This window comes from Leisingera sp. SS27, from assembly GCF_028368855.1.
Classification (GTDB): domain Bacteria; phylum Pseudomonadota; class Alphaproteobacteria; order Rhodobacterales; family Rhodobacteraceae; genus Leisingera.
Window position 1 is genome coordinate 84,081 of the sequence record NZ_JAQNCY010000003.1, and the last position, 26,291, is coordinate 110,371.

Annotated in this window: 30 protein-coding genes and 1 tRNA gene; 23 read left to right on the forward strand and 8 right to left on the reverse strand. The window is 62.2% G+C overall.

All coding sequences use genetic code 11. The annotated features are described in order from the left end of the window. The first annotated feature begins 25 nt into the window (after nt 1–25). From N6L27_RS08400 to N6L27_RS08435, 8 genes are all read left to right on the forward strand, one after another. Nucleotides 26–364 (forward strand): hypothetical protein, encoded by a 339-nt coding sequence (locus N6L27_RS08400; RefSeq protein ID WP_271906799.1) that lies wholly within the window; start codon nt 26–28, stop codon nt 362–364. Between the two features lies 1 nt (nt 365). Then, nucleotides 366–2,357: a DNA primase gene (dnaG, locus tag N6L27_RS08405; protein WP_271906800.1), complete on the forward strand. Its 1,992-nt coding sequence runs from the start codon at nt 366–368 to the stop codon at nt 2,355–2,357. Between the two features lie 131 nt (nt 2,358–2,488). Further along, nucleotides 2,489–4,471 (forward strand): RNA polymerase sigma factor RpoD, encoded by a 1,983-nt coding sequence (gene rpoD / locus N6L27_RS08410; RefSeq protein WP_271906801.1) that lies wholly within the window; start codon nt 2,489–2,491, stop codon nt 4,469–4,471. 235 nt (nt 4,472–4,706) lie between these two features. After that, nucleotides 4,707–5,006 (forward strand): hypothetical protein, encoded by a 300-nt coding sequence (locus N6L27_RS08415; RefSeq protein WP_271906802.1) that lies wholly within the window; start codon nt 4,707–4,709, stop codon nt 5,004–5,006. Beyond that, nucleotides 5,007–5,450, forward strand: coding sequence for a thiol-disulfide oxidoreductase DCC family protein (locus N6L27_RS08420; protein ID WP_271906803.1), 444 nt, complete (start codon nt 5,007–5,009; stop codon nt 5,448–5,450). It begins immediately after the preceding gene. Further along, nucleotides 5,447–5,992 carry a DUF4166 domain-containing protein gene (locus N6L27_RS08425; RefSeq protein WP_271906804.1) on the forward strand — a complete coding sequence of 182 codons (546 nt, stop codon included), beginning with the start codon at nt 5,447–5,449 and terminating at the stop codon, nt 5,990–5,992. Before N6L27_RS08420 ends, N6L27_RS08425 begins: the two co-directional genes overlap by 4 nt. An 83-nt stretch (nt 5,993–6,075) precedes the next feature. After that, a complete protein-coding gene (locus tag N6L27_RS08430; RefSeq protein WP_271906805.1) occupies nt 6,076–6,372 on the forward strand; it encodes a hypothetical protein in 297 nt (98 codons plus the stop codon). Between the two features lie 106 nt (nt 6,373–6,478). Next, nucleotides 6,479–6,880 (forward strand): hypothetical protein, encoded by a 402-nt coding sequence (locus N6L27_RS08435; protein ID WP_271906806.1) that lies wholly within the window; start codon nt 6,479–6,481, stop codon nt 6,878–6,880. Between the two features lie 251 nt (nt 6,881–7,131). Here the strand turns inward: N6L27_RS08435 and N6L27_RS08440 are convergent, their stop codons facing one another. Beyond that, nucleotides 7,132–7,383, reverse strand: coding sequence for a hypothetical protein (locus N6L27_RS08440; RefSeq protein ID WP_271906807.1), 252 nt, complete (start codon nt 7,381–7,383; stop codon nt 7,132–7,134). Between the two features lie 271 nt (nt 7,384–7,654). Here N6L27_RS08440 and N6L27_RS08445 point away from each other — a divergent pair, with 271 nt between their 5' ends. From N6L27_RS08445 to ribD, 4 genes are all read left to right on the forward strand, one after another. Beyond that, entirely contained in the window at nt 7,655–8,080 is a 426-nt protein-coding gene (locus N6L27_RS08445; RefSeq protein WP_271906808.1) for a hypothetical protein, read from the forward strand. Between the two features lie 59 nt (nt 8,081–8,139). Further along, on the forward strand, nt 8,140–8,556 hold the full coding sequence (locus tag N6L27_RS08450; protein WP_271906809.1) for a secondary thiamine-phosphate synthase enzyme YjbQ: 417 nt from the start codon (nt 8,140–8,142) through the stop codon (nt 8,554–8,556). 122 nt (nt 8,557–8,678) lie between these two features. After that, complete coding sequence (gene nrdR, locus N6L27_RS08455; RefSeq protein ID WP_019294728.1) at nt 8,679–9,146, forward strand: transcriptional regulator NrdR; 468 nt, start codon at nt 8,679–8,681, stop codon at nt 9,144–9,146. After that, nucleotides 9,146–10,243, forward strand: a complete 1,098-nt coding sequence (gene ribD / locus N6L27_RS08460; protein ID WP_271906810.1) for a bifunctional diaminohydroxyphosphoribosylaminopyrimidine deaminase/5-amino-6-(5-phosphoribosylamino)uracil reductase RibD — start codon at nt 9,146–9,148, stop codon at nt 10,241–10,243. Before nrdR ends, ribD begins: the two co-directional genes overlap by 1 nt. Nucleotides 10,244–10,361: 118 nt before the next feature. On the opposite strand, the gene N6L27_RS08465 is transcribed toward ribD, so the two are convergent. The 3 genes from N6L27_RS08465 to N6L27_RS08475 all read right to left on the reverse strand — a co-directional run bounded on the left by N6L27_RS08465 (nt 10,362) and on the right by N6L27_RS08475 (nt 14,902). Then, nucleotides 10,362–12,374, reverse strand: a complete 2,013-nt coding sequence (locus N6L27_RS08465; protein ID WP_271906811.1) for a capsular polysaccharide biosynthesis protein — start codon at nt 12,372–12,374, stop codon at nt 10,362–10,364. A 6-nt stretch (nt 12,375–12,380) separates the two neighbouring features. Further along, nucleotides 12,381–13,475: a polysaccharide biosynthesis/export family protein gene (locus N6L27_RS08470; RefSeq protein ID WP_442915751.1), complete on the reverse strand. Its 1,095-nt coding sequence runs from the start codon at nt 13,473–13,475 to the stop codon at nt 12,381–12,383. A 134-nt stretch (nt 13,476–13,609) separates the two neighbouring features. After that, nucleotides 13,610–14,902: a capsule biosynthesis protein gene (locus tag N6L27_RS08475; protein WP_271906813.1), complete on the reverse strand. Its 1,293-nt coding sequence runs from the start codon at nt 14,900–14,902 to the stop codon at nt 13,610–13,612. A 163-nt stretch (nt 14,903–15,065) separates the two neighbouring features. On the opposite strand from N6L27_RS08475, the gene N6L27_RS08480 reads away from it, so the two are divergent. The 6 genes from N6L27_RS08480 (at nt 15,066) to N6L27_RS08505 (ending at nt 19,362) form a co-directional block, all read left to right on the forward strand. Further along, on the forward strand, nt 15,066–15,653 hold the full coding sequence (locus N6L27_RS08480) for a riboflavin synthase (protein WP_271906814.1): 588 nt from the start codon (nt 15,066–15,068) through the stop codon (nt 15,651–15,653). Nucleotides 15,654–15,870: 217 nt separating this feature from the next. Then, nucleotides 15,871–16,998 (forward strand): 3,4-dihydroxy-2-butanone-4-phosphate synthase, encoded by a 1,128-nt coding sequence (ribB, locus tag N6L27_RS08485; RefSeq protein ID WP_271906815.1) that lies wholly within the window; start codon nt 15,871–15,873, stop codon nt 16,996–16,998. A gap of 1 nt (nt 16,999) precedes the next feature. Then, nucleotides 17,000–17,551, forward strand: coding sequence for a 6,7-dimethyl-8-ribityllumazine synthase (locus N6L27_RS08490; RefSeq protein ID WP_271906816.1), 552 nt, complete (start codon nt 17,000–17,002; stop codon nt 17,549–17,551). After that, nucleotides 17,548–18,030, forward strand: coding sequence for a transcription antitermination factor NusB (gene nusB, locus N6L27_RS08495; protein ID WP_039184169.1), 483 nt, complete (start codon nt 17,548–17,550; stop codon nt 18,028–18,030). Before N6L27_RS08490 ends, nusB begins: the two co-directional genes overlap by 4 nt. 171 nt (nt 18,031–18,201) lie before the next feature. Continuing rightward, complete coding sequence (locus tag N6L27_RS08500; protein WP_271906817.1) at nt 18,202–18,528, forward strand: hypothetical protein; 327 nt, start codon at nt 18,202–18,204, stop codon at nt 18,526–18,528. Between the two features lie 351 nt (nt 18,529–18,879). Continuing rightward, nucleotides 18,880–19,362: an MmcB family DNA repair protein gene (locus N6L27_RS08505; protein WP_271906818.1), complete on the forward strand. Its 483-nt coding sequence runs from the start codon at nt 18,880–18,882 to the stop codon at nt 19,360–19,362. 107 nt (nt 19,363–19,469) lie between these two features. Here N6L27_RS08505 and N6L27_RS08510 read toward each other — a convergent pair whose 3' ends face one another. Both N6L27_RS08510 and N6L27_RS08515 read right to left on the reverse strand, forming a co-directional pair. Beyond that, on the reverse strand, nt 19,470–20,999 hold the full coding sequence (locus tag N6L27_RS08510) for a hypothetical protein (RefSeq protein WP_271906819.1): 1,530 nt from the start codon (nt 20,997–20,999) through the stop codon (nt 19,470–19,472). 125 nt (nt 21,000–21,124) lie between these two features. Next, nucleotides 21,125–21,310, reverse strand: coding sequence for a DUF6324 family protein (locus N6L27_RS08515; RefSeq protein WP_271906820.1), 186 nt, complete (start codon nt 21,308–21,310; stop codon nt 21,125–21,127). Nucleotides 21,311–21,400: 90 nt separating this feature from the next. Between N6L27_RS08515 and N6L27_RS08520 the strand changes: the two genes are divergently transcribed. Together N6L27_RS08520 and N6L27_RS08525 are read left to right on the forward strand one after the other, a co-directional pair. Further along, nucleotides 21,401–21,898, forward strand: coding sequence for a GNAT family N-acetyltransferase (locus N6L27_RS08520; RefSeq protein WP_271907098.1), 498 nt, complete (start codon nt 21,401–21,403; stop codon nt 21,896–21,898). Between the two features lie 178 nt (nt 21,899–22,076). Then, nucleotides 22,077–22,153 (forward strand) — tRNA-His (locus N6L27_RS08525). A gap of 210 nt (nt 22,154–22,363) precedes the next feature. On the opposite strand, the gene N6L27_RS08530 is transcribed toward N6L27_RS08525, so the two are convergent. After that, nucleotides 22,364–22,702: a hypothetical protein gene (locus N6L27_RS08530; protein WP_271906821.1), complete on the reverse strand. Its 339-nt coding sequence runs from the start codon at nt 22,700–22,702 to the stop codon at nt 22,364–22,366. Nucleotides 22,703–22,855: 153 nt separating this feature from the next. Here N6L27_RS08530 and N6L27_RS08535 point away from each other — a divergent pair, with 153 nt between their 5' ends. Beyond that, nucleotides 22,856–23,437, forward strand: coding sequence for a hypothetical protein (locus N6L27_RS08535; RefSeq protein ID WP_271906822.1), 582 nt, complete (start codon nt 22,856–22,858; stop codon nt 23,435–23,437). Nucleotides 23,438–23,446: 9 nt separating this feature from the next. Here the strand turns inward: N6L27_RS08535 and N6L27_RS08540 are convergent, their stop codons facing one another. Continuing rightward, nucleotides 23,447–23,752: a DUF6476 family protein gene (locus tag N6L27_RS08540; RefSeq protein ID WP_271906823.1), complete on the reverse strand. Its 306-nt coding sequence runs from the start codon at nt 23,750–23,752 to the stop codon at nt 23,447–23,449. Between N6L27_RS08540 and N6L27_RS08545 the strand changes: the two genes are divergently transcribed. Beyond that, nucleotides 23,751–24,776, forward strand: coding sequence for an RluA family pseudouridine synthase (locus N6L27_RS08545; RefSeq protein WP_271906824.1), 1,026 nt, complete (start codon nt 23,751–23,753; stop codon nt 24,774–24,776). The two genes, N6L27_RS08540 and N6L27_RS08545, sit on opposite strands and share 2 nt — an antisense overlap. A 161-nt stretch (nt 24,777–24,937) precedes the next feature. Further along, complete coding sequence (gene rpoH, locus N6L27_RS08550; RefSeq protein WP_271906825.1) at nt 24,938–25,834, forward strand: RNA polymerase sigma factor RpoH; 897 nt, start codon at nt 24,938–24,940, stop codon at nt 25,832–25,834. Nucleotides 25,835–26,291 lie beyond the last annotated feature (457 nt).

Consider the following 26,291-nt stretch of genomic DNA (forward strand, 5'->3'; position numbering starts at 1 on the left):
ACCAACTGATTCCCGGAGCGCATCTATGATCCGCATCGCCTTTGCAGCCGCCTTGCTGGCGGCTCCGGCCTATGCTTCTGAAAGTAAAGAGCAAAGCTGCAAATATCAGGGCCAGGTCATGGCCGCAGTGCAGCAGGCGCGGCTGGACCGGGTGAAGCAGGAAGAGGTGGAACAGGTGATTCTGGACAACAATCCGGAGTGGCCCGAAGCCTATTCCAATGCGATCCCCCAGCTGGCCAGCCACGTCTACACGATGAAACGCCGCGACCTGAAGGAGACCGATCTCGGCGCGCTGTTTGAACAGCAGTGCCTGCAGAACTGGGATCAGATCCAGGCGATGCAAAAACAGCTGAAGTCGAACTGATATGTCCCTGCCGCCCGGCTTTCTGGATGAACTGCGCACCCGCATCAGCATTTCTGATGTTGTCGGGCGCAAGGTCATGTGGGACCAGCGCAAGTCGCAGCCGGGCAAGGGGGACTTCTGGGGGCCATGCCCCTTCCACCATGAAAAAACTGCGTCTTTCCACGTCGAAGACCGCAAAGGCTTCTATTACTGCTTCGGCTGCCATGCCAAGGGCGACGCGCTGAAGTTTGTCCAGGAAACCGAAAACGTTGGTTTCATGGAGGCGGTTGAGATCCTGGCCGGCGAAGCAGGCATGGAGATGCCCAAGCGCGACCCGCGCGCGCAGGAAAAGCAGGATCGCCGGACGCTGCTTGCCGATGTTATGGAACAGGCGGTGCAGTTCTTCCGACTGCAGCTCAAGACCAATGGAGCCCAGGATGCCCGCGCCTATCTGCAGCGGCGGGGACTGACGGCGCAGGCGCTGGACCGCTGGGAGATCGGCTTTGCCCCTGACGGCTGGCAGAACCTGTGGGATGCCTTGCGCGGCAAGAATGTGCCCGAAGATTTGATCATCGGGGCGGGGCTGGCCAAACCCTCGAACAAGGGCGGCAAGCCTTATGACACCTTCCGCAACCGGATCATGTTCCCGATCCGGGATGCGCGCGGCCGTGCGATTGCCTTTGGCGGCCGGGCGATGGACCCGAACGACAACGCCAAATACCTGAACTCGCCAGAGACGGAATTGTTCGACAAGGGCCGCAGCCTTTACAATCACGGTCCTGCGCGGGCGGCCTCCGGGCGCGGTTCCACCCTGGTTGTGGCCGAAGGCTATATGGATGTGATTGCTCTGGCAGAGGGCGGCTTTCAGTCCTCTGTGGCGCCTCTGGGCACCGCGATCACCGAAAACCAGCTGCAGATGCTGTGGCGGATGTCGGATGAGCCGATCATCGCGCTGGATGGCGACACTGCAGGTCTGCGTGCGGCCATGCGGCTGATCGACCTGGCGCTGCCCCTGCTGGAGGCGGGCAAGTCGCTGCGCTTTGCCATCATGCCAGAGGGCAAAGACCCGGACGACATGATCCGCAGCGAAGGGCCGGAAGCGGTACAGGCGGTGCTGGACCGGGCGATCCCGATGGTCAAGCTGCTTTGGCAGCGCGAGACCGAGGGCAAGGTCTTTGACAGCCCGGAACGCAAGGCTGCGCTGGACAAAAGCTTGCGCGAAAAGATTAAGCTGATCCGCGACCCCTCGATCCGCAAACACTACGGCGAGGACGTCAAGGAAATGCGCTGGCAGCTGTTCCGCGGCAGCCGGGACAGCGGCAGCTACCAGCAGCGGACCGGCAAAGGCGGCGGCTTCCGCGATGGCGCCCGCGCGCCATGGAAACCGGGCAAGGGCTTCGGCGCGATTCCGCAGCCGCGCGCCACCACCCGCGCCTCGCTGGTGGCGGGGGCCAATGATGAATCCTTTGCTGCAATGCGGGAGGCGGTGATCCTGGCAACCGCCATCACCACCCCCGAGGTGATCCCGGAATTCGAGACCAGTCTGGAGCGCTTGCAATGCGCCGACCCGGATCTGGCGGCCCTGCGCGACATGGTGCTGCGCCACGGCATCAGCGCGCCGGAGCGTCTGCGCGAGGAAATCGACTGGTCTTTGGGGCCGCATGCCCTTGAAAACCTGTTTGCCCTTCGCCACGTTGCAATCATCCCCTGCCTGCGCAAACCCGGCGACACCGAACTGGCCAGCATGACCCTGGCTGAGGAGCTCGCAAAACTCGAAACGCTGCGCGGGCTGGATGCGGAACTGGCGGAAGCCGAAGAGGATTTGCACGGCCTTGCGGATGAGGCGCTGACCTGGCGGCTGCGGCAGGCAGCTGAGGCCAAGAACAAGGCTGTGCGCAGCGAGAATGAGGACAAGGCGACGTATGACGTGGGCAAGAATGGTGCGCGGCTCAACCGGGATGAACGTGATGCCTTTGGTGCCCTTTTGGACCGGATCGGCTTCTCCGAGAAGTAACTCGCGGGAGTGATTCTGCGTTTTGCTAAGGAAGAGCACAGGAAAATTGGGTAAACGGGGTGACGAATCAGATGATCGCGCTAATGATTCGCTCAGCGAATCGCCCCGCAGCCCCTGAGTAGGAGCATTTAATGGCCGCCAAAGACACCGACGACCGCAAACCTGACGATCAGGACGCCGAAATCTCCCTTGATATGAGCCAGGCTCAGGTCAAGAAGATGATCGCGGAGGCCCGCGAGAAAGGCTATATCACCTACGATCAGCTCAATCAGGTTCTGCCGCCGGATCAGGTCAGCTCGGAACAGATCGAAGACGTGATGTCGATGCTCAGCGAGATGGGCATCAACATCATCGAGGACGAAGAGGCCGAGGAAGAAGAGAACAAGGGCACTACCGACCTAGTGACCACCGAAGGCCCGCGCGAGGTTGCTCTGGCCGGCGCCCAGACTGAGAAGCTGGACCGCACCGACGATCCGGTGCGCATGTACCTCCGCGAGATGGGCTCGGTTGAGCTGCTGTCCCGCGAAGGCGAGATCGCCATCGCGAAACGCATCGAGGCGGGCCGCAACACCATGATCGCAGGCCTTTGTGAAAGCCCGCTGACATTCCAGGCGATCACCATCTGGCACGACGAACTTCTGTCCGAGGATATCCTTCTGCGCGACGTCATTGATCTGGAGGCCACCTTCGGCAACCAGATGGACGAGGACGGCGAGGAGGAGCCTGTGGTCGACACCTCCGCTGTCGCAGCTGCCAAGCCCGCCAAGGATGAAGGTCCGGAACTGGACGCCGATGGCAACCCGATTGCCAGCGACGACGACGACGACGAGGACGATCAGGCCAACATGTCGCTCGCTGCGATGGAGGCTGCGCTCAAGGACCGGGTTCTGGTCACGCTGGAGCGGATCTCCACCGACTTTGCTGAGCTCAGCGAAATGCAGGACAGCCGGATTTCGGCAACCCTGAACGAAGACGGTTCCTTCAGCGCCGAGGATGAGGCGCGCTACCAGTCGCTGCGGGCGGAAATCGTCGAGCTGGTGAACGGCCTGCACCTGCACAACAACCGTATCGAAGCGCTGATCGATCAGCTCTATGGCATCAACCGCCGCGTCATGCAGATTGACAGCTCGATGGTGAAGCTGGCCGATCAGGCCCGCATCAACCGCCGTGAGTTCGTGGACGCATACCGCGGCCGTGAGCTGGACCCGAACTGGCTGGCGGACATGGGCGAAAAGCCGGGCCGCGGCTGGCAGATGTTCATCGAACGCTCCTCTGACAAGGTCGAGGAACTGCGCGCCGACATGGCGCAGGTCGGCCAGTATGTCGGTTTGGACATCTCCGAGTTCCGCCGCATCGTGCAGCAGGTCCAGAAGGGCGAGAAAGAAGCCCGCCAGGCCAAGAAGGAAATGGTCGAGGCCAACCTGCGCCTGGTGATTTCGATCGCCAAGAAATACACCAACCGCGGCCTGCAGTTCCTGGACCTGATCCAGGAAGGCAACATCGGCCTGATGAAGGCGGTGGACAAGTTCGAATACCGCCGCGGTTACAAGTTCTCGACCTATGCGACCTGGTGGATCCGCCAGGCCATCACCCGTTCGATCGCCGACCAGGCCCGCACCATCCGGATCCCGGTCCACATGATCGAGACCATCAACAAGCTGGTGCGCACCGGCCGCCAGATGCTGCACGAGATCGGCCGCGAGCCGACACCGGAGGAACTGGCAGACAAGCTGCAGATGCCGCTGGAGAAGGTCCGCAAGGTGATGAAGATCGCCAAGGAGCCGATCTCGCTCGAAACCCCGATCGGCGACGAGGAAGACAGCCAGCTGGGCGATTTTATCGAGGACAAGAATGCCGTGCTGCCCTTGGACAGCGCCATTCAGGAGAACCTCAAGGAAACCACCACCCGCGTTCTGGCCTCTCTCACCCCGCGCGAGGAACGGGTTCTGCGGATGCGTTTCGGCATCGGCATGAACACCGATCACACGCTGGAGGAAGTCGGCCAGCAGTTCAGCGTGACCCGCGAACGAATCCGCCAGATCGAGGCCAAGGCGCTGAGGAAGCTGAAGCACCCCAGCCGGTCGCGGAAGCTGCGCAGTTTCCTGGATCAGTAAAACAGAAGGCGCCCCGCGGGGCGCCTTTGCATTTTGACGGAGCAGTCGTTTGCGAATAATCTTGTCTGGCCTCATTGTTCTGGCCAATAGCACGCCGGTTTTGGCCTGCCCCGAGGGCTCCGAGACACTGGTCTCCTGTACATTTAACAGTGGAGCTAAAACTCTGACGACCTGCCTGCAAGGCGGGCAGGCATCTTATGATTTTGGGAGGACCGGGCGGCAGCCGGAACTTACAATGGTGCGTGATGTTCGGGACGTGGACATGACCCCATGGCCGGGCATTGGCGGGTCGATCTGGGAGGAAGTCATTTTCACCAGCGCCGATGTCCGCTACATCGTCTATCACAGTATCTCTAAGGATCCAGGAGCGCAGATACCTGTGGAGGGCGGAGTGGTCGTCGAACAGAGCGGCAAGGAACTGGCGCATCTGCGGTGTGATCCCGGAAGCGTGGACAGCGGCTACCCTTTGCCGCTTTATGACGCAAAAATCACAGCCGGGCAGGAATACTCCTTGGAAACGGGGGCTTGGCAATAGGTGAGCGGCAAGGCACGAAACCAGGAATCGGAGCACAAACACCTCATCGTTTTTGATGGCGAATGTGTGCTGTGCTCAGGCTTCTTCCGCTTCATGCTGCGCCACGACCGTGCCGGGCAGTTTGCCTTTGCCACCGCGCAGTCACCGTTGGGACAGCAGCTCTACCGTGATCTTGGGCTGCCCCAAGATGATTTTGAGACCAACCTGGTGATCGTTGACGGATGCCCCCATCAGCGCCTTGATGCCTTTGCCGCGGCAATGCAGGCGCTGCCGTGGCCCTGGCTGGTCTTGTCGTTGTGCCGGTTTCTGCCGCAGCGCTTAAAGGACACGCTGTATTTCAGGGTCGCCCGCAACCGCTACCGCTTGTTCGGACGGCATGACACTTGCATGATCCCCAATTCCGAAATCCGCGACCGCTTTGCCCTTGGGGGCTATGGCGGATGAGAGATGCCTTTGGCGAAGTCATCGCCGCGGAATCCCTGCAAGTGCCGCCAGCGCTGATGCGGTTTCATGCAGAACCGCCTGAACGCAGCTTTGGGGTGGTTCGTGTCGAGGGCGGGACCCGCTGGGCGCAGTTGCTGGCGCGGCTTGCAGGCTTCCCGCCGCCGATGCCTAAAACCCGGTTCCGGCTTGACGTTACACCGCAGGCGAACGGTCATGTCTGGCGGCGTGTCTTCGGCAAGCATCAGACCCGGTCTTTTCTGCGCTATGATGCACGCAAGGGCCGCGTGCTGGAGCGGTTCGGTCCGGTCGATCTGGAGCTTTCGGTCTGGATGCAGCAGGGCGCGCTGATGGTTTCTGTGGAGAAAGCCCGCCTGTTCGGATTTCCGCTGCCCAAGGCTTTGTGCCCGCAAAGCGCGTCCATGGAGTTTGAAACACAACAGGGGCACTTGGGTTTTGACATCTCCGCCAGCCTGCCAAGGGTGGGCCTTTTGGTGCGCTATACCGGGCATATTGCGCTGCCGGAATTGAACCTTCGGCGTTAACCATTTGCTAACCGTGGCGTTGCCCGCTTGCGGTCCGCGCCATAAACTCCGGGCATCCGCATTTACCTTCCGGGGGGAAGAAGATGTCTGCACATGCCGATTTGAATGGAGCGCTGGATGCGCTGCAGGGAAAACTCCAGTCGCTGAACAACCTGGTCAGCGCCAACCAGTTCATGGTCGAGGTGATGGCCAGCCAGGGTGACGCTCTGAAACAGATGAGCAGCGAACATACCCGGGACATGCTGCGCCATCAGGCCCGGGCCCGGTTTCATCCTGAAACCGGAACTGCACCTGATGCCGCGGTTCTGGCCATTCTCGAAGAAGTGCTGGCTCCTCACCAGGAGAGTGCGGAGATTATTCCATTTCCTGTTCAGGCTTGACGCCTGCCGGCACACATCTGCGAGAGGTCGCGGTCAGGACCGCGATCGCCCCTTGGAGGCCCTGCGGATAGTCCTTATGTTGAAGTAAACAAAGGGACATTTCTGGATGAAAAATCTCATCATGGCCGCCTTGCTGGCTTTCGCCTCTGCCGTCCCCGGGTCTGCCGATACATTTGTTGCCAACCGCGGTGTTCGTGTTTTGCCTGTCAACGACTTGGTCTACGAGGTGGTGCCGGGCCGCTCTGGCGGCACTTGGGACTATTGGTGTGCCGGCGCGCAATACGCCCGCCGGGTCCTGGGCGCGAACTGGACTGACCGGTATTACGTCGTGCGCGGCCGCGATGTCAGCGTCACCACGGGACGCAGGTCTTCCGTGCAATTCACTCTTTACCCGGAACAGGCAGGCGTGCCGCCCAAGACGGGCTGGCTGTCGCTTGGGTTCCGCCCGGGTGAAAGCCTTTCAGTGCAGCAAGGCTATGGGTACTGCGTGCAGGCCCCGGCGCTGTAGACCGCCCATAAGCCAATAGGGTTCACAGGCGCCCACAGAATTGTGCGGCTGCTGCGAGAAGCGCTCAGGACGCGATGATTGAAACCGTTAGGCAGGTTACCCGCGCCAGCTGGCAAAGTGATGCCGGCTGTATTTTCTAAAGATCTGTGATGATTTGGAATTTCCTGCGCGCGTGTGATGGCGCCCTGCGGTGTCTTGGTTCGATGCCTGAGAAGGGATCTTGCCGCACAGCAGTGTGAATGGCCTGTGCTTCAGATTTCCTTACCCTGAAAACTGGGCGCAGCGTTTTGCGCCTTGATGAAAGAGAGGGTGCCGCCATGAAACCTGTTTCCGCTGCCGCAGTTGCCGCCACGATTTTGACGCTGGGACTGCCCGGCAGTTCCGAAGCCAATGCAAGCCGTCACAGCATACGCGTCAATGAAATGCCGGGCGGCATCTTCGAAGTGATACCAAGAACTGGTAACGGTTACCTGTTCTGGTGCGGCGCGGCTGACTATGCCCACCGCGTTATCGGAGCGCCATGGACAGCCAGCTTGCACATTTCGCGGGGTTTGGGGCCCAGTGAAACCACCGGCCGCAGGTCAGCGGTCCAGTTCACGCTGGACAGGAATTCGGCCCAAACACCTCCGTCTGGCGGGTACGGGTCTGTTAACAGCCTGCAAGCTGGTGATACAATGACTGTCCAGAGAGCGTTTGATTATTGTTTTGTACCGTTCGGGAGGCCTTGAACGTATTTGATACACGGTCATTCCGACAGGGGAGTAGGAGGTTGATATGACCGGCAAGAGACTTTGGCTGATGGGAATGCTGGCGCTGGTTCTGTCCGTACCGGTGCCCGCGTCCGCCTGGAGAGCAATCAACCGCAATGAGGTGCTGCCGGTCTCCGAAGGTGTTTGGGAAGTGGTGGCCCGGAGCCGATCCGGCGCCCAGGACTACTGGTGCAGCATTGCCGATTTCGCCATCCGCCAGCTGCGGGCGCCGGTGAACCAGCGGATCTACGTCTGGCGTGGAGAAGGCCCTTCGGTGAACCGGCCGGGGCGCAAAGCGGTGCAATTTGCCTTCGGCCTGCCGCCAGGGGTTCCCGACCGCTCCGGCAGTCTGTCGCTTAACGTGCGCGAAGCAGGGGACAGCCTGCGGGTAACATCAGCGCAGAACTATTGCTACGACCACTTGCCCGGGCGTGACCGCTGGCTGCCATAAAAAGCAATGGCCGCTGGTGCAGGGTTGCCTGAATGGTCTGTTCCGGCCAGAAATAAATCATGCAGCATGACTTCAGTATTCCGACGCGCGGCCAGGGGCTCTATGAATTCACCCGGGACGTGAAAGCTTGGGTGGCGGCAAGCGGGCATCAGGACGGGCTGCTGACGCTGTTTGTGCGCCATACGTCCTGCTCATTGCTGATCCAGGAAAATGCCGACCCTGAGGTGCAGGGGGATCTGCGTGCGTTTTTTGCCCGTCTGGTGCCGCCGTCGTCCGATCCGTCCATGGGCTATCTGCGCCACACCTATGAGGGGCCCGACGACATGCCTGCCCATATCAAGGCAGCGATGATGCCTGTCAGCTTGTCGATCCCGGTCCGCAATGGCGCCCCGCTGCTTGGCACTTGGCAGGGCATTTACCTGTTTGAACACCGGGATGCGCCCCATCAGAGGCGGGTGGCGGCGCATCTGTCCTGAACCTCTTTATCTAGCGGCGGCAAATGCCCCCTACCCAAATTCTGGAGGGTCGCCTATAGTTGTGGATAACCGGGAACATGCCGGCACAATAAACAGGCTGACAGGATTGAGGGAGCAGGCGGATGCGCTGCCCATTTTGCGGAAATATCGACACTCAGGTCAAGGATTCACGCCCCGCGGAGGATCATGTTTCGATCCGTCGGCGCCGGTTTTGCCCGGCCTGCGGCGGCCGTTTCACCACCTACGAGCGGGTGCAGTTGCGCGATTTGGTGGTGATCAAAACCAACGGCAAGCGCGAGGACTTCGACCGCGACAAGCTGGAGCGTTCGATCCGTATTTCAATGCAAAAGCGCCCGATTGAGCCGGAGCGCATCGACCAGATGATCTCTGGCATCGTGCGGCGGTTGGAAAGCATGGGCGAGACCGATATTCCTTCTAAGAAAATCGGTGAAATCGTGATGGAAGCACTGGCCCGCATCGACACCGTGGCCTACGTGCGCTTTGCCAGCGTTTACAAGAACTTTCAGGCAGCAGACGATTTCGAGGACTTCGTCCACGAACTGCGGCCGCCGGTGGCGCCGGAAGAATAATGGATACGGATCACCGTTACATGGCGCTTGCGCTGTCCCTCGGGCGGCGCGGGCAGGGTAATTGCTGGCCGAACCCGGCAGTGGGCTGTGTCATCGTGCAGGGCAGCAGGGTTGTGGGGCGCGGCTGGACCAAACCGGGCGGGCGGCCGCATGCGGAAACCGAAGCGCTGGCGCAGGCGGGAGACGCTGCGCATGGCGCCACCGCCTATGTGACGCTGGAGCCTTGTGCCCATCATGGCGAAACACCGCCTTGCGCGCAGGCGCTGATTGATGCCGGGGTGGCCAGGGTTGTCGCAGCGATCGGAGACAGCGATCCGCGCGTTTCAGGGCAGGGCATCCGGATGTTGCGGGACGCAGGTATCAGAGTGGACACTGGCGTGTGGGGGGCGCAGGCTGCGCGGGACCATGCCGGGTTCTTCCTGAAGACCGAACAGGGGCGCCCGCTGGTGACCTTGAAGCTGGCCGGCAGCTTTGACGGCCGCATCGCAACCGGATCGGGCCAAAGCAAGTGGATCACCGGGCCGGAAGCGCGGCGTGCCGTGCATGCGATGCGCGCACGCCATGACGCGGTCATGGTGGGCGGCGGCACCGCACGGGCGGATGACCCCTCGCTGACAGTTCGTGATCTGGGGGTGGAGCATCAGCCGGTGCGCGTTGTGATCTCGCGCCATCTGGACCTGCCGCTGATGGGTCAGCTGGCCCGCACCGCCAAGGACATCCCGGTCTGGCTGTGCCACGGCCATGGGGCTGATCAGGAGCGCATCCGCGCCTGGGAAGGGCTGGGTGCCAGGCTGATCCCTTGTGCGTCGCATGGGGTGCAGCTGGATGCCGGGGATATTCTGCAACAGCTGGGCGCGGCTGGACTGACCCGGGTGTTCTGCGAGGGCGGCAGCGCGCTGGCTGCGTCGCTGCTGGCCTTTGATTTGGTGGATGAGCTGGTCGGGTTCACCGCAGGCCTGGGCATCGGTGCCGAGGGGCTGCCTTCGATCGGCGCGCTGGGCATCGGAAGGCTGGAGGAAGCACCGCGGTTCGAGCTGGTCGAGGCGCGCCCTGTCGGTAAAGATATTCTGCACCGCTGGACACGCGCTCTGCGGTAATGCTTCGCTGTAGCCTTGCTAATCCGGGTTCTCCTGTCTGCCGCCGGACGATGCTTCTGCTCCGGTCCCGTTGGCCCAGCCTCGGTATCTTGCGGGTGCGGGAGCGCTTCTGCTTCGGTCAGCGCCACAGATAGGCGTAAGTGGCGAACAGTCCTTGCAGCTTCGACAGCAGCCTGTTGCTGAGGCCCGGATGCGGCAGGCGGCCCTCACGCAAGCGCATCACCGCCACTTCCGGGGGGCAGGGCTGGCCGGTCACTGGATCGAAATAGCGCGGATAATCGATCAGGGCTGCATGGGCCAGGCCGAATAGGGACACTTGCGCCTGCCGCCAGACGGGAACCGGCGCCAGATCGGTGGTGAGCCCCCAGCCCGCATAGAAGGGCGTGCCCAGGGTTGTGACTTTGAGCCCGCGCAGCAGCGCCTCGAATCCCAGAAGCGAGGTCATTGTCCAAACCTCCTCCACGGCGCCCAGCAGCGCCATCGGGTCTGCCCGGCAGGCAACAACGTCAGCCAAATCCTCTGCTTCGATCTGGCCCTGCCGCAATCCCGCCTCCACATCCGGGTGGGGCTTGTAGATGATCACTGCATCCGGATTGGCCGCCCGCGCGGTGCGCAGCAGATCCTGGTTGGTCCGGATCTCGCCAGCACCGCAGAGGATCGAGGCGTCGTCCTCAACCTGGCCCGGCACCAGGATGCGGCGGCCTTCGGGCAGGGCGGTGGCCGCACCGCCAAGGTTGTACTTTGAAACACCGTCTCTGATCAGGGACTGCACAAACCGCTCCGCCCGCCGTTCCTCAGCCTGGGTCATCTCTGTACGCTTGGAAATCAGCGCATCAAGGTCAGATGGCTGGCGCGGATCGTAGTAGATCCCTTGTTGGTCGGTCACCAGCGACAGCGGCGGCACCAGTTCCGCCCCCAGCCCGCGGGAGCGCAGAAACCCGTCCTCCACTCGCACTGCACCTGAGTGGGCTTCTGCTGCCTTGCCAGCCCAAACCATCCGCCTGCGGCCGCTGGCCTGCGCCTTGGCGGTGTTTTCGGTGAACAACACCCGCCTTTCCGCACCAAAGAACTTTTGCAAAGGCTTGCGCTTCCAAAGCCGCATGCCCGAGGCTGCCCAGCCCTGGCTGTCTTCACGCCAGGCCCGCGCTTTGGCCTCAAGGTTATTCAGAACCGTTTCAAGCCCGCACAGCTCATCCCGGAACGGGTCGTACCATTTGGGGTAAAGGATCATCGCGGCTGCAAACAGCTGCGCGCGGGTCAGACGCCGCTGCCGCCGCGGGGGCGGGGCATCATCCGTGCTGAGTCCCCAGCCTGCATAAAACGGCTGCCCGAACACCCGTGGTTTGTGACCCGCCAGGATCGCCTCGAAACCCAGCTGCGATGAGACCGTGTAAACCCCGATCGCCCCCTCCAGTAACGCCCACGGTGAGACACTGCCTGTAAACAGTTGCACACGCCCCAAAGCATCATCCGGATCATAGTATCCCGCCCGGTATCCGCGCAGGGTCTCGGGATGGGTCTTGATCAGAACCCGCGCGCCGGGATGCTCCTCCTGTGCAAACGCCAGCATTTCCAGAAACCGCGCCCGGTCCGAACGCGAGGCAATAACGGAGGCATCGTCACGCGCCTGATCAGCAACCAGCACATAGCCAGGCTCGGGCACTGGAGCGCTGGGATCAAACGCGTTGTACTTACTGAGATGTGCTGACTTGAGGCGGGCAATGGAGTCGCGTGCCCGTTGCATCAGATGCGCGTCATCCAAAGGGTGAGTCGCCAGCAGCTGCTCCAGATCTGATGGCTCCGACGCATCGAAATGCACACCGGAGCGGTCCAGCATCAGGCCTGCAGGCGGTTCTCCGGCGCGGCCGGGGTGCAGTGAGCGCAGAAACGCGTCCTCCACCCGCAACAGCCCGCAGCCGCGCTTCGCAGCAATGGCCTGGCCGCGATGGGCGGTGGGGGAGGCGCCCCAGATGCCAACCAGATCTTCTGCCTGCGGCAGGCCCAAGCGGATGGAATATCCAGACAGCTCCAGGATACGCCGCACACGCCGTTGTGTCAGAAAGCCGCCGTTGTAGACAAAAAGCCGGGACGCTGCGCTCCCGGCTTCCTGGTGGCCTGCGGTCAGGCGCATCTTCCCTTAGCCGCTAACCGCTGAGGAGGTGCTGGCCAGCGATCCAACCGGGGCAAGCAGCAGCGAGATCGTCTTGGTCCACTGGGCGTAGGGCGCTTCAGTCACATAGAGCGTGTCGTCGTCGCGGATCACGAAGTCGCGGGCCATGAACAGCCCGTTCGGCTGGGTCAGGTTCAGCACATAGACCATTCGTTGCGCGCCGATGAGGTCGTCGCGGCCCAGCACCTGATTGGCGATCTCGGCAGGTTCATTGCGCAAAACGAAGACACCGGTCGGGTCGGCCGCGGTGGAGATCAGGCCGCCGACCTGTGCAATGGCTTCGAGCGCCGACAGATCCTGGCTTTCAAATGGCACCCTTGCCTGTGCGGATGTTGCACCCAGCGCGGTGAAGGAGCGTGTGTCTTCCTCGACAAGAATGCGGTCGCCGCCGCGCAGTGCGACATCCAGCTCCGGATGGTCGAACAGATCCTGAAACCAGATCTTTCCTTTTTCCTGGCCACGGATCACGGTGACCTGGGCAATTTCAGGCTGGATCGTCACGCCGCCGGCCTGGGCCAGCATCGCTGACAGAGTACGGGTCGGGCGTTCAATCGGATAGACACCCTGCGCGCCCACAGAGCCGGTCAGGCTGACCGTGGCGCCATCCCCAGCCAGCCGCCGCACCTGCACCTGCGGATCGGGGGTCTGATCTTCGAGCTTTCTGGTGATGGTTTCGCGCAGCTGCTCAGGCGTATTGCCAGAGGCCCGCAGGCGACCCGCATAAGGAACGAAGATAAAGCCCGCACTGTCGACCTGCACCTCTTCCAGCACGGTGGAATTGCTGGCTTCGGCGGCCAGCAGCCCGTCATCTACGTTTTCCCAGACTGTCAGCCCCAGGACATCGCCAGGGCGGATGGTGTCCGAAGTCAGCCTGCCTGCCGAAGTGAACCCGGTGGAAAAGCCGAGTGCCGGGACAACAGCTGTGGCGCGGGCGACCCGGTCATTGACGGAAACGATAAAGGCATCGCCTTCGCGCTGTACCGAGCCGGCGAAAATCTGGCGCTTGCTAGGGCCGACTTTCGGCAGCCCGCAGGACGCCGCAAGTACCAATGCCGCCAGCATGGCCACGGGGCGCGCCCAGCGAAGGGGAACGGATGTCACTGCTCGGTCTCCTCGACCAATTATTGTTTGCCTCAAGTTTTAGGGGCAACCTAACCGGCTGGCAGGAAAAAATCCAGTCTTTGGGTGTTTCCGCTTCAGGTCACCAGCCGCAACTGTTGCCGTGGAGCCGCTGTACCCAGCCGCAGAGCGTCATATGGGTCCTCACCCGCCAGCATCATGTCGGCCACCTGGCGCAGCAGCTGGCGGCGTCCTTCGCGGGAGTAATAGCCGCCCGGCACCTGAGAGGTTTCCAGCAGGAACCGCCGGTAATCCTTGTAAGCGCGGCTGTCAGGGCGCGCCGGGGCCGCAAAGAACTGGGCCAGCGGCTGTTCCGACACAAACTCCGGTTTGCCATAGACCGCACGGCCGAACACGCGCAGCGGAATGCCGCGCCACAGCACCTGCTGGCCGGCCGTGGAATTGACAGTTACCGCACTGCGGGCTTCATTCAGCAGCTGTGCCAGCTTGCCCCCGCGCACATAATGCACCCGGCCTGCAACGCCATGCTCGCGCGCCAGGCGGCGCAGCGTGCGGCGGACCTGGGCGCGGCCGTCCTCCAGCGGATGCGCCTTGATGACCAGATGGTGATGGCGCGGCGCCCCTTCCGCAAAACCTGTGATCACTTCAGCCAGGAAATCGCCCATGCTGGTAAATGGGGAATGCATCTGGAAAGAGCTGTCGTGCTCCAGCTGAAGCAGTGCCAAGTGATAGGGAAACCCGCCATTGCGGATACGCCTCTCTGCCAGCCGCCGCTCCAGTGCCTGTACGGGCATCAAGAGCAGGCGCTTGAGGTAGAGCTGAAATTCCTTGGTCACCGGAATCGCCCGGTGCGGCTGGAAATTGCGGTACTTGCGGTTCCGGAACATGACGAACCAGTGGTAAAGCGCACCATAGAAAACGTGCTGGCGCATGTCGCCCCAGTGCGCGGGCGGCAGCGGCGCTTCCATGTCCGAGAGCGCCAGCGCCTCCTGCATCTGCGGCACAGTCATTTCCATCAGCCGAGAATGTCCATTGGCGCCACCGCGCTCATAGGTGACCCAATACGGGCGCAGGTAGCCTTCCTCAAACACATGCACTGTGATGCCGCGCTGCCGTGCCGCCGCGACGGCAGCGGCGTGAATGGGGCGGGTGTCCCCGTATAGGACGATGTCCGTCACCCCGCGGCTTTCCAGCAGTCCGGCCAGGTAATCAGGCCAATCCTGCGGGCTGCCGTCATAGGGGATGTAGTTGGCCTTGGGGCGCCAGAAGGCCTCGTCGCCGGCATTGAACCCCACCCGCGCCACTTCGCATCCCGCCGTCCCCAGCATCCGTCCAAGCGCGGCAAAAAACGGACCATGAGGGCCTTGCAGGAACAGGAAGCTGCGGTGTTTCAAAGCGGCATTTGGCATCACGAGGAGTGTTGTATAGGAGCGATTTCAGGATTTGATTAACATTTGACTGGGGCGAAACTAAGGCTTGGCCGGCTGCAAACACAACCCGGGGCTTGTGAAGGCCGCGCGGCTTGGCTACCTCTGCGGCAGGAATGACATATGACCTGCGGGGAGCGCACCCATGTTTACTGGCATCATCACCGATGTGGGCACCATTGCCGAGCTGGAGCAGCAGGGCGATCTGCGCGCCCGCATCCGCACGGCCTATGACACGGCCACAATTGACCTCGGTGCCTCGATTGCCTCGGACGGTGTTTGCCTGACTGTGATCGCGCTGGGGGACGACTGGTACGACGTGCAGATCTCGGCAGAGACCGTGTCCAAGACCAACTTGGACAGTTGGGCCGTGGGCAAGCGTGTGAACCTGGAACGCGCCCTGAAGGTGGGCGATGAACTGGGCGGCCATATCGTCTCCGGCCATGTGGACGGTGTCGCCGAAGTGGTGGAGATGAAGGACGAGGGCGACAGTACGCGCGTTACCCTTCGCGCGCCTCAGGCGCTGGCCCGCTTCATCGCGCCCAAGGGATCGGTTGCGCTGAACGGAACCTCGCTGACGGTTAATGACGTGGACGGCTGCGATTTCGGCATCAATTTCATTCCGCACACCAAGGAGGTCACCACCTGGGGCGATGTGAAGCTGGGCGACCGCATCAACCTGGAAATCGACACGCTGGCTCGTTACGTCGCCCGGCTGCACGAGGCAGGCTGAGCAGGTCCGCGCCTTCATCTTTCCTCAAGTACTCCGGGGTGAGGCCGGCAGGCCGAGGGGCAGCGCCCCTCAGCAACCTGTGCGCAGGCGCACAGGACGCGTCCGGACGTCCGGTTGCCGTTTGCAGGACTGGCATTTGCCGCCGGCCTGGGCTATCTGGCTGGGAAAGAACCCGCAGTGCCAGGCGTGCTGCCCATGCGCATCGAAAGGCTGCCATATGAGCTTTGAAACACCAGGGCCGGTTGAGGCGCAATTGCGCGATGCCATCAGCCCGATTGAAGAGATCATCGAAGAAGCCCGCCAGGGCCGCATGTTCATCCTTGTTGATCACGAGGACCGCGAGAACGAAGGCGACCTCGTGATCCCCGCGCAGCACGCCGATGCCGCCGCGATCAACTTCATGGCCACCCACGGCCGCGGGCTGATCTGCCTGACCATGCCCGCCGAGCGGATCGAGGAGCTGGGCCTGCCGATGATGGCGCTGCACAACTCCTCGCGCCACGAAACTGCCTTTACCGTTTCCATCGAGGCGCGCGAGGGCGTCTCCACCGGTATTTCCGCCGCCGACCGCGCGCTGACCGTGGCCACCGCCATCGACCCGGAGAAGACCGCAGCCGACATCGCCACGCCCGGCCATGTCTTCCCGCTGCGCGCGCGCCGGGGCGGGGTACTGGTTCGTGCAGGCCACACGGAGGCCGGCTGCGATGTGGCGCGTCTGTCAGGCCATTACCCGTCGTCCGTGATCTGCGAGATCATGAAGGAAGACGGAACAATGGCGCGTCTGCCTGATCTGGTCGAATACGCCCAGAAACACGGGCTGAAGATCGGCACCATCTCCGACCTGATCACCTACCGCGCCCGCAACGACAACCTGGTGGTGGAAACCTCGCGCGAGACGGTGACCTCGGAAATCGGCGGCGAGTGGGAAATGCGACTGTTCACCGACCAGACCCATGGCATCGAACACGTGGTGATGATCAAGGGCGACATTACCACGCCAGAACCGGTACTGGTGCGGACCCACGCACTGCATGAGGCGACAGATATCCTCGGTCTCGGCCCCAAGTCAGCCCGCCAGCTGCCGCGCGCGATGGAGATCATTGCCGAAGAGGGTCGCGGCGTCGTGACCCTGTTCCGCCAGCCGCGCAATGCGCTTTATGCCAATGAGGACGAAGGCCCGCGCACCGTGACCATCAAGCAGACCGGCATCGGTGCCCAGATCCTGTCGGGCCTGGGCCTGCATGAGCTGGTCCTTCTGACCGACTCGCCCTCGACCAAATACGTCGGGCTGGATGCCTATGGCCTCGCCATCACCGGCAGCCGCCCCATTTTGAAGGACGCTTGATATGGCTGGACATGAAACCCACTACACCCTGCCGCGTGCCGAGTTTGACAAGCCGGTGAAACTGCTGATCGTTGTCGCGCCTTACTACAAGGATATCGCCGACAATCTGGTGGCCGGTGCCGCAGCCGAGATCGAAGCCGCAGGCGGCACCTTCGAAATCGCCGAAGTGCCCGGCGCGCTGGAAGTGCCGACCGCCATTGCGATTGCTGACCGCACCTCCAACTTCGACGGCTACGTGGCGCTGGGCTGCGTGATCCGCGGCGAGACCACCCACTATGACACCGTCTGCAACGACAGCTCCCGCGCGATCCAGCTGATGGGTCTGCAGGGGCTGTGCATCGGCAACGGCATCCTGACCGTCGAAAACCGCAAGCAGGCCGAAGTGCGCGCCGATACCGCTGATCAGAACAAAGGCGGCGGCGCGGCGGCTGCGGCCTTGCATCTGATCGCACTCACGCGTAAGTGGGGCGCCCAGACCAAAGGCATCGGCTTCAAGGCGCCCGCAGGGGCATACCAGGTCGCCGGTACAGACAACGGATCCACCAGCGCATGAGCACACAGGACAGCCGCCCCAAGGGCAACGGCAAGAATCAGATGAGATCGGCAGCGCGGCTTTATGCCGTGCAGGCGCTGTTCCAGATGGAACACAGCAGCCTCACCTTTGACAGGGTGATCGTCGAGTTTGAGGACCACCGTTTTGGCGCTGTCTATGAGGGCGACGAGATGGCGGAAGGCGACACTAAGGTGTTCCGCAATCTGGTGCGCGAGGCGGTGAACCATCAGGCGCGGATCGACCAGATGACCGACCGGGCGCTGGTGGCGAAATGGCCGATTGCCCGCATCGACCCGACCCTGCGGGCGCTGTTTCGCGCGGCCGGTGCCGAGCTCACTCAGTCTGACACCCCGCCCAAGGTGGTGATCAACGAGTTTGTCGATATCGCTCGCGCCTTCTTCCCCGAGGGCAAGGAGGCGAAGTTCGTCAACGCCGTGCTCGACCACATGGCGCGCGAAGCCCGGCCGGAAGCATTCTGAGCCGGCCTCTGCCACAGACGTGAACTGAAAAAGGCGTGCCTTGGGGCGCGCTTTTTTGTTTTGCGGGGGGAGAGAATGAAAGGGTGCGGCAAATTCCGCTCATCCCTTCCGGAAACGCTGGACGCCGCCGCAAAGGCTGATAACCTCTTCTTGCTTATCTGGAGGACTCAGATGCCTGAACTGGTGAAAATGTACATCCGCAACGTGCTGATCGGCTTTGGGATCGCTGCGGCCTTTGTGGCAATGCTCCTGTGGTTCAATGTGATGAACCTATGGGCGCTGGTTTCGACCTCTGACGTCGGGCTGCTGGCGGTGTTCCTGCTGTGGTTCATGAACGGCATCGTGTTTGCAGGCGTGCAGTTTGCATGGGCGGTGATGGCCATGGCCGAGAAGAACGACGGCCCCCGCGGCGGCACCCCGGTGGCGCATGAGTTCCAGCCGGTGCGGGTACCGGCAGAGGAAACCTCCCGGCAGCAGCGCCAGCTGAAGCGCCGCTGAACCGCGAAACACCTGAATTTCTGCCGCGTTTTCCCTGGAAAACGCGGTTTTCGTTTGTACCAACGGGGGAAGAAGCGGCGGGACCACCAGTCAACCGTGCGGCTTTGATTCCCGAGGACCTGTATATACAGGTGGGCGCCAGGTAAACGGACCAGGATCCGGACAGAGCCAGCTCCCTCGGAATTGCTTAAGGCCACCGGAATGCTGCCTGTCACGAGAAGGGCAGTACCCGCCAAGCCCGTAACTAAGCTGCCGGAGGCGCCGTTACAAGGGGGCAGGGGGCATCCGGCAGCGTTTCGCTGCAAAAGCGCGGGATTGCATTTTGTTCCCTAATTGTTCACATTCACTGCCATGATGGAAGATCTGCAGCCAGGACAGAAACTCGCCCGCGGAGTGTCGCGCTATCTGCGCTCGCTCGGCTTTGCGCCGCTGGAGGAATTCGTGCCGGCCCGCGGGTTGCGGGTGGACGTGATGGCGCTCGGCCCCAAGGGGGAGCTCTGGGTGATCGAGTGCAAGTCCAGCCGCGCCGATTTTCAGTCCGACAGCAAGTGGGAAGGTTACCTGGAGTGGTGCGACCGGTATTTCTGGGCGGTGGACATGGATTTCCCCACCGAACTTTTGCCGGACGGCACCGGGCTGATTATTGCCGATCCCTATGATGCGGAAATCATCCGCATGGCGCCGGAAGACAAGCTGGCGCCGGCCCGGCGCAAGAAGCTGGTGCAGAAATTCGCCATGGACGCCGCCCGCCGGCTGCAGGTCTTGCGCGATCCGCGCCCGGGCAAGGACGGGCAGCTTCTGGGGGCGGCAGCAGAAGAACAGCCGGACTGGTGAACCAGAGGTGCTCCCGCGCCTGCAGAGGCCCCGGCTGCGCCGGTGCCTCTTGGCAGCCTTGGGCCGGGCAGCGCACCTGCGGTGCGCTGCGGGCCGCTCCGGCCGGCTCAGGCCGTTGCGTTCAGTGCCGCAGGCTGGTGCAGCAGCGCAATGGGGGCGTCCTGGCCGGTCGCAACGCCAATGGCGCCGCCTTGGGAAACATTGGTGAAGGTGATGCTTCCGCCGGTGTCGAACGTAAGCGTCAGAGTGTCGCCGTCGCGGGTTGAACTGTAGGTTGAGGCGCCCATTTCGCGCAGTTGCACCACGGCGTTTGCGCCTTCTGTCAGTTCAACAGTGTCATGGCCGTCGCCGAGATTGTACTGCAGCGCCACGGTACCGCCCTGCAGGGTGAAACGGTCATCGCCAATGCCGCCGCGTGCGGCCAGGGTCTCTCCCACCTGCAGGGTGATCTGGTCATCCCCGCTGCCGCCGCTCACCTGCGAGTAGCTGCTGAGGGCTTGACGCATCTTCTCTGCTGCCGGGGCGCCGGCATCGTAGATTGGCGCAGGGCCTTTGCTGGGGTCCCGCAGAGCGCGCTGAGCCGCGACCGAGATCACGTCGTTTCCAGCACCGCCGCGGATGCGCGAGACCAGAGTGGCCGCGACCGCGATACTGTCATCGCCTGCACCGGCCCAGACACCTCGCAGGGTGCCTGCCTGGATTGCAATGGCGTCATCGCCGCCGCCGGTGCTGATATTGCGGGCATGGCGGGCGCGGATCGATACCGAATCCGCATTGGAGAACTGTTCTTGCCTGCGTGCTTGACCCGCGGCGTGCTGATGCCCGAGCGCAAGGCCCTGCATGCGGCCGAACCGGCGGCCATAGCCGAAACCGGGGCCTTCAAAGGGGCGGGCGGACTCGCGGTCTGTGTGAACGCCCTGCACGATGCGCCCCTCCAGCGCCACTGCATCGGCTCCGTCACCGGTGGCAACCCGCCGGATCACATCAGCACGCAGCTCAACCGTGTCGTCGCCCGCCGTGCCAGCCGTGTCTGTCACCATGGCAGGAAACTCCTGCGGGGTTGTTTGCGGCTGCTCTGCGGCCGACGGCAGGGGAACGTCCCCCTGTTCTTCCGGCAGGCCGGTCAGCAGAATAAGGGCCACGGAATTTTCCGGCCAAGGCTGCGATGCAAGGGTGTGCAGCGCCTTGGCCATCTCGAAAATGCGCTTTTCGTAGTAGCTGGCTTCCGGACTGGCAGCGCTGGCCTGCGTCACCTCCTGTGGGGGAAGAACTTCTGCAGCCGGATCATCCGCAGGGGCAGGGGCTGGCTGCAATGTGACAGAAGCGCCCTGGGCGGGTTGCTCAGCGGGTGTGCTGGTTTGCGGCGCGGGGGCGGGGGCCGAGGGGGCGCCGCCCAGTTTCACCACTGCATTCTGAACCTGCGGCTTCTCCCATCCGTGGGCGGCGGGCGGCAGGCCTTCTGCGCCGCGGCGGCCCTGGCCGCCAAACAGGGCGTTGGCTTCCTGCTGCAACTCATCAGCGGTCATGCCGAGGGCGGGATTGATCCCGTCCAGGGAAGCGCGCGCGCCGCTGGTCACAGCGGTCAGCTGCGCCGAATAGAAAAAGGGGTTGGCTGTACTGCTCGTCAGGTTCACCATCTTACTCACTCCGATAACTGGCTGAGCACTAAGGTGAGCCCTGGGGCTTTAGATAGATATAATAGCTAAAAATGCAGATTCGAAAATTCGTCTGAAAACAGAGATGGATTTTCCGAAATCTGATGTTACTTGACGATGCGGGCCGCCTGCGCTGCAGCGCGAAGTTCGTCTGCGATCTCTTCTGCTTCTTCCGGCTCAAAGTCCATCGGGATCTCGACACCGTCCGCCTCGATGAAAATCCGCACCATGCCTTGATCGGTAGGGCCGATTTGCATGTTTGCTTCAACGTCGCGTTCGGTATTGATGCCCATCTTGCACTCCACTGGCAGTCAGCCGCTTGAATGCCGGTGCTATCCCGCCGCAGGCTGAAACGCAAGCCGGGTTTGCGCTACACTGCCTGTATGATGGATGTAACGCTGCGCCGATTCGCCCCGACTGACATGCAATGGCTGGTGGCACGCCACCAGGATCTCTATTCCCGCGAAGCCGGGTTTGACGGCAGTTTCGGCGTGCAGGTCGCGGATATTCTGCACAGCTTCTGTGCGGCTCACGATCCCGCGTGTGAGCGCGGCTGGATGGCGGTCAGCGGCAAGGAGCGTCTGGGCACGGTCTTCTGTATGAAAAAGGACGGTAAGACAGCCCAGTTGCGCCTGTTCCTGCTGACGCCAAAAGCACGCGGCAAGGGGCTGGGAAAGCGGCTTCTGCGTGAGTGCATGGCGTTCGCCCGCGCCGCCGGTTACAGCAGCATGATGCTGAAGACCCACGAAAGCCACCGCACCGCCTGTGCCCTCTACCGCGCTTTTGGTTGGCAGTTGCAGAACAGCCGCCCCGTGCGCAATTACGGCCAGGATCTGGTGGAGCAGACCTGGCATCTTTCGTTTGAGGAAGTCACGGCCTAGTCTGGACGGCCGACGGAAATTTGGTTTAAATGCAATCGGTTGCGGAAGGGGCTCCGCACCGGTCTGTGTGTATTGCAAAGGGCATGGCTGCCTGTCTTTCTGAGAGGCGGATTTCTGAAACAGAAAGGTGAAAAACCTCTTGCACGCCTCCGGAGCGTGCTATAAATGCCCCCTCAGTGCCGCCTTAGCTCAGTTGGTTAGAGCGCTGGATTGTGGATCCAGAGGTCCCCCGTTCAAGCCGGGGAGGCGGTACCATCTTCCTTACACTGCTATCGTTTTTTTTGCCTTTCGTCTGGCAATCCGATCGCCCCGCCGGTCAGGTTATTGCCATGGCAGGCTGCGGCCGCAAGGGGGCCGTCTGCTTAGTACAGAACGGGCCGCCGCAAGGATTTGCGGCGGCCCGTTCTGAAGTCATCATCTCATCGGAGTTGATAGGTCCGTGTTCCCGGTTGCGGTGATGCCGGGTCAGTCGGTCGTTGTTGTTGTCGAGGTGGAGCCATCGTCATCAGCAACCACAATCACGAGCAGGGCCCCGCCGACAACGGCGGCCGTGGCGCCGGCTGACAAGCCGGTTTCCGGCAGGCCGCCAGCAGTGGCTTGCGCCACGGTCTCGGCGCCCGGTGCACGGCAGGTAACCTGCAGAGAGCCGTTCGGAAGATAGCTGGCGGACACCGGCACCCCGGCTCCGCACGCCAGCCGCCGTTTGGCTTCGTCAAGCGCTGGATTTGCCTGGGCCATGGCCGTCTGGGCGGCAAGGGTCAGCGGGACCAGCAATGAGGCCGCGCGCAAGATACTGGTATACATGGTAAAACAACCTTATGCTTTGGGATGGGTTAAGGTTAACGGGCAGCCGGGAATCGGGCAATACGGCGAAATTGCGGCATGCTTGCTCCGGCGGGATGCTGCCCAGAAACACCGCTCCATAGGCGGGTTTCAGACTGTAATGAGGGTAATCAAATGTTCCAGACAGCCATCAAGATCTTGACTGCGGGTGGGGCAAGCCTGGCGTTCGGCGCTGTGCCTGCGTTGGCCCAGGCTCCGGGCGGACTTGTTTACACGGTGGTGGTGCCCGCCGGTGAGTTCGGATCTGCAGCCTTTCTGACAGAGCTTCTGGGCTCACTGGCGGCTGCCAAGGCGTTTTGCCGGTCCACTGGCGATTCGGCGCTGCAGGTTGACTGCTTGTCCGAACGCTTGGAGGCGGCCGCAGATGGCATTCCCGAGGGCACGGATTATGAAGAAGTGCGGGATGTTTTGCAGGATACCTCCCAGCGGCTGAAGCGGCTGGCACGCCAAAACAGGGATCCGAACCGCGGGCGGGTGACGGTCACCAGCTCAACAGACCCGGCGCAAAGCACAAACCGGCCGCTGACCCCGGTCAGTGCTGCGGCGCAGGCTGCGGTCAATCAGGAAGCGGCACGTATCCTCGAAGATGCAGCCACCGTTCTTCTGCGCAGCGCCGAGGCGGCGCAGGAGCGGCAGACGCAATATGCGCAGATCGCTTCGGCAATCGACTCCAACAAGGTGCTGCTCAGATCCTGACCTGCCGGATCAATTGTTCATCGGAACTTCCTGGCGCAGATCACCGGTCTCACGGTCAAAGATCAGGATGCGGTTGTCCCGGCTGACGATGGCGATCCAATCGCGGCCCAGCGTTACCGCTTCGGCTTCAACACCGTCGGGCAGGGCGATTTCCGCAGGCAGCGGCGCATCGCCTGCTTGCAGGCGGATGACAAGCAGCGAGATAATCACTACAAGCCCGCCAATCATCACCACCGTCAGCGTGGTTACCAGCCGCCGCAGGAACCGGATCTGCGGCGGTTCCTGTTGGATTTCGGTCTCGGAAGGATCAGTCATGGGCAGCCGCCGGATTGAGTTTGTCATCGCGGAAAACCCGCCTAAACGGCTTGATAAAGCGGTTTCGCGCGATGTGCCAGAGGAGGCGTCTCTGTCGCGCACCCGGCTGGCACGGCTGATCGAGGAAGGAGCGCTGACAGTGGATGGCGCCGTCGTGCAGGACCCCAAGGCGAAGATCGCCGAAGGCGCACAGATCTTCATCCAGGTGGAGGAGGCCGAGGACAGCCACATTGGCCCCGAAGACATCCCGCTGGAAATCGTCCATGAAGACGAAGATCTGATTGTCATCAATAAGCCCGCGGGCATGGTGGTGCACCCGGCGCCGGGCTCGCCTTCCGGCACGCTGGTCAACGCTTTGCTGCACCATTTCGGCGGCAACCTCTCTGGCGTCGGCGGGGTTAAACGCCCCGGTATCGTGCACCGGATCGACAAGGAAACCAGCGGCCTCCTGGTGGTGGCCAAATCCGATGCCGCGCACCAGGGGCTGGCGGCGCAGTTCGAAAAACACACGGTGGAGCGCTATTATCAGGCTGTCTGCTACGGCGTGCCGGATGGCAATGATCCGCGCCTGCGCGGGGTGAAGGGCGCCAGTTTCGAGCCCGGCAATATTCTCAAGCTCACCACCCAGTTAGCCCGGCACAAGACCGATCGCCAGCGCCAGGCGGTGCTGTTCCAGGGCGGCCGCCACGCCGTGACCCGCGCCCGTATCGTCGAGAGTTTCGGCACGCCGCCCAGCCTTGCGCTGATCGAATGCTGGCTGGAAACCGGCCGCACCCACCAGATCCGGGTGCATATGGCCCACGCCGGTCACGGGCTGATTGGCGATCCCACCTATGGCGGCCGCCGCAAATTGGCCGCCAAGGCGCTCAGTGAGGCCGGGCAGACGGCGGTGCAGGCCTTCCCGCGGCAGGCGCTGCATGCGGCAGTGCTGGGGTTTGACCATCCGGTAACAGGCGAGGCCCTCAGGTTCGAGGCGCCGCTGCCTCCTGATATGGCCGGATTGCTGGACGCTTTACGTCAGTAAATTGACTGCAAATAAGCGTGTTCTGTCCTGTGACGCAATTCACAGACGAAAAGACTCGGGCTAACATAGAAGAATTCCTTAAGCGGTCCTTGAAAAGGGCTTAGCGCTATCACATATGCGCTAATGTTAAGTCCTTATACATTTTGGGAGGGACACTTTATATGGCGAATTATGCAAACCTGCCTGCCCCGACGCCCGAAGGCGGCCTGAACCGGTATCTCCAGGAAATCCGCAAGTTTCCGCTTTTGGAGCCGGAAGAAGAATACATGCTGGCCAAGCGCTGGGTTGAGGAGCAGGACGCAAAGTCCGCCCATAAAATGGTAACGTCCCATCTGCGGCTCGCGGCCAAGATCGCCATGGGTTACCGCGGCTACGGCCTGCCGCAGGCCGAAGTGATCTCTGAGGCGAATGTTGGCCTGATGCAGGCGGTGAAACGGTTTGATCCGGAAAAAGGCTTCCGCCTGGCAACTTATGCTATGTGGTGGATCCGTGCGTCGATCCAGGAATATATTCTGCGTTCCTGGTCTCTGGTGAAGCTTGGCACCACCTCGGCCCAGAAGAAGCTGTTCTTCAACCTTCGCAAGGCCAAGGCCCGCATTGGCGCGCTGGAAGATGGCGACTTGCGCCCCGAAAACGTCGCGCGGATTGCCACCGACCTTGGCGTGACCGAGGAAGAGGTGATCTCGATGAACCGCCGCATGTCCGGCGGCGATGCGTCCCTGAATGCCACTGTCGGCTCCGAAGGCGAAGGCACCATGCAGTGGCAGGACTGGCTGGAGGACGAAGATGCCGACCAGGCCGGCGATTATGAAGCCCGCGATGAGCTGGAGGCCCGCCGCGAGTTGCTGGCCGAGGCGCTGGACGTGCTGAACGACCGCGAGAAGGACATCCTGACCCAGCGCCGCCTGATGGACCAGGCTGTTACGCTGGAGGACCTGAGCACCCAGTACAATGTCAGCCGGGAGCGCATCCGCCAGATCGAGGTGCGGGCTTTTGAGAAGCTGCAGAAGAAGATGCGCGATCTGGCAATGGAAAAGGGGATGCTGAACAGTGCTTGATCCCCGGCACTGGCAGTAGAGCGGAAAGGCGGTGCAGTGCACCGCCTTTTTTTGTCTGCTGACAATGACGCTGGCTTTACGGCAGTGCTTCTGCCGCAATGTTTCGCACGCGAAACATTTGGTCAGGTATTCTGACCTGTATTGCTGGCAGATTCTTGAGGGAAAACCTGTCTGGCGCGGGCCTGGCAAACTGCTGGGTGCGCGGCTGAATAGGCGGAGGCTGGCTGACTTGCTGGCTAAGCACTTTAGGCGCGGCTGGCTGAAATCACGCTGGTTGCTGGCGATGCTTGCTGTCTGGCTGCCCTAACGGGTGGCTGGAGCGCTGGCTGCTTGCGGCCTGGTGATTCTGGCTTGCTTGCAATTTCTTCATTCTGTGTAGCTGGCTGGGGCGGGTGGGTCAACGGAAAATGTAATGAAATCAAATAGTTGATAGTTTTACTCGGAAATTGTCGGCAGC

What these genes read in the sequence shown, in the direction of transcription:
- N6L27_RS08400 (WP_271906799.1), top strand. Translation starts at nt 26, where the DNA reads ATGATCCGCATCGCCTTTGCAGCCGCCTTGCTGGCGGCTCCGGCCTAT.
- dnaG (WP_271906800.1), top strand. Translation starts at nt 366, where the DNA reads ATGTCCCTGCCGCCCGGCTTTCTGGATGAACTGCGCACCCGCATCAGC.
- rpoD (WP_271906801.1), top strand. Translation starts at nt 2,489, where the DNA reads ATGGCCGCCAAAGACACCGACGACCGCAAACCTGACGATCAGGACGCC.
- N6L27_RS08415 (WP_271906802.1), top strand. Translation starts at nt 4,707, where the DNA reads ATGGTGCGTGATGTTCGGGACGTGGACATGACCCCATGGCCGGGCATT.
- N6L27_RS08425 (WP_271906804.1), top strand. Translation starts at nt 5,447, where the DNA reads ATGAGAGATGCCTTTGGCGAAGTCATCGCCGCGGAATCCCTGCAAGTG.
- N6L27_RS08430 (WP_271906805.1), top strand. Translation starts at nt 6,076, where the DNA reads ATGTCTGCACATGCCGATTTGAATGGAGCGCTGGATGCGCTGCAGGGA.
- N6L27_RS08435 (WP_271906806.1), top strand. Translation starts at nt 6,479, where the DNA reads ATGAAAAATCTCATCATGGCCGCCTTGCTGGCTTTCGCCTCTGCCGTC.
- N6L27_RS08445 (WP_271906808.1), top strand. Translation starts at nt 7,655, where the DNA reads ATGACCGGCAAGAGACTTTGGCTGATGGGAATGCTGGCGCTGGTTCTG.
- N6L27_RS08450 (WP_271906809.1), top strand. Translation starts at nt 8,140, where the DNA reads ATGCAGCATGACTTCAGTATTCCGACGCGCGGCCAGGGGCTCTATGAA.
- nrdR (WP_019294728.1), top strand. Translation starts at nt 8,679, where the DNA reads ATGCGCTGCCCATTTTGCGGAAATATCGACACTCAGGTCAAGGATTCA.
- ribD (WP_271906810.1), top strand. Translation starts at nt 9,146, where the DNA reads ATGGATACGGATCACCGTTACATGGCGCTTGCGCTGTCCCTCGGGCGG.
- N6L27_RS08465 (WP_271906811.1), bottom strand. Translation starts at nt 12,374, where the DNA reads ATGCGCCTGACCGCAGGCCACCAGGAAGCCGGGAGCGCAGCGTCCCGG.
- N6L27_RS08470 (WP_442915751.1), bottom strand. Translation starts at nt 13,475, where the DNA reads ATGCTGGCGGCATTGGTACTTGCGGCGTCCTGCGGGCTGCCGAAAGTC.
- N6L27_RS08475 (WP_271906813.1), bottom strand. Translation starts at nt 14,902, where the DNA reads ATGCCAAATGCCGCTTTGAAACACCGCAGCTTCCTGTTCCTGCAAGGC.
- N6L27_RS08480 (WP_271906814.1), top strand. Translation starts at nt 15,066, where the DNA reads ATGTTTACTGGCATCATCACCGATGTGGGCACCATTGCCGAGCTGGAG.
- ribB (WP_271906815.1), top strand. Translation starts at nt 15,871, where the DNA reads ATGAGCTTTGAAACACCAGGGCCGGTTGAGGCGCAATTGCGCGATGCC.
- N6L27_RS08490 (WP_271906816.1), top strand. Translation starts at nt 17,000, where the DNA reads ATGGCTGGACATGAAACCCACTACACCCTGCCGCGTGCCGAGTTTGAC.
- nusB (WP_039184169.1), top strand. Translation starts at nt 17,548, where the DNA reads ATGAGCACACAGGACAGCCGCCCCAAGGGCAACGGCAAGAATCAGATG.
- N6L27_RS08500 (WP_271906817.1), top strand. Translation starts at nt 18,202, where the DNA reads ATGCCTGAACTGGTGAAAATGTACATCCGCAACGTGCTGATCGGCTTT.
- N6L27_RS08505 (WP_271906818.1), top strand. Translation starts at nt 18,880, where the DNA reads ATGATGGAAGATCTGCAGCCAGGACAGAAACTCGCCCGCGGAGTGTCG.
- N6L27_RS08510 (WP_271906819.1), bottom strand. Translation starts at nt 20,999, where the DNA reads ATGGTGAACCTGACGAGCAGTACAGCCAACCCCTTTTTCTATTCGGCG.
- N6L27_RS08515 (WP_271906820.1), bottom strand. Translation starts at nt 21,310, where the DNA reads ATGGGCATCAATACCGAACGCGACGTTGAAGCAAACATGCAAATCGGC.
- N6L27_RS08520 (WP_271907098.1), top strand. Translation starts at nt 21,401, where the DNA reads ATGATGGATGTAACGCTGCGCCGATTCGCCCCGACTGACATGCAATGG.
- N6L27_RS08530 (WP_271906821.1), bottom strand. Translation starts at nt 22,702, where the DNA reads ATGTATACCAGTATCTTGCGCGCGGCCTCATTGCTGGTCCCGCTGACC.
- N6L27_RS08535 (WP_271906822.1), top strand. Translation starts at nt 22,856, where the DNA reads ATGTTCCAGACAGCCATCAAGATCTTGACTGCGGGTGGGGCAAGCCTG.
- N6L27_RS08545 (WP_271906824.1), top strand. Translation starts at nt 23,751, where the DNA reads ATGGGCAGCCGCCGGATTGAGTTTGTCATCGCGGAAAACCCGCCTAAA.
- N6L27_RS08540 (WP_271906823.1), bottom strand. Translation starts at nt 23,752, where the DNA reads ATGACTGATCCTTCCGAGACCGAAATCCAACAGGAACCGCCGCAGATC.
- rpoH (WP_271906825.1), top strand. Translation starts at nt 24,938, where the DNA reads ATGGCGAATTATGCAAACCTGCCTGCCCCGACGCCCGAAGGCGGCCTG.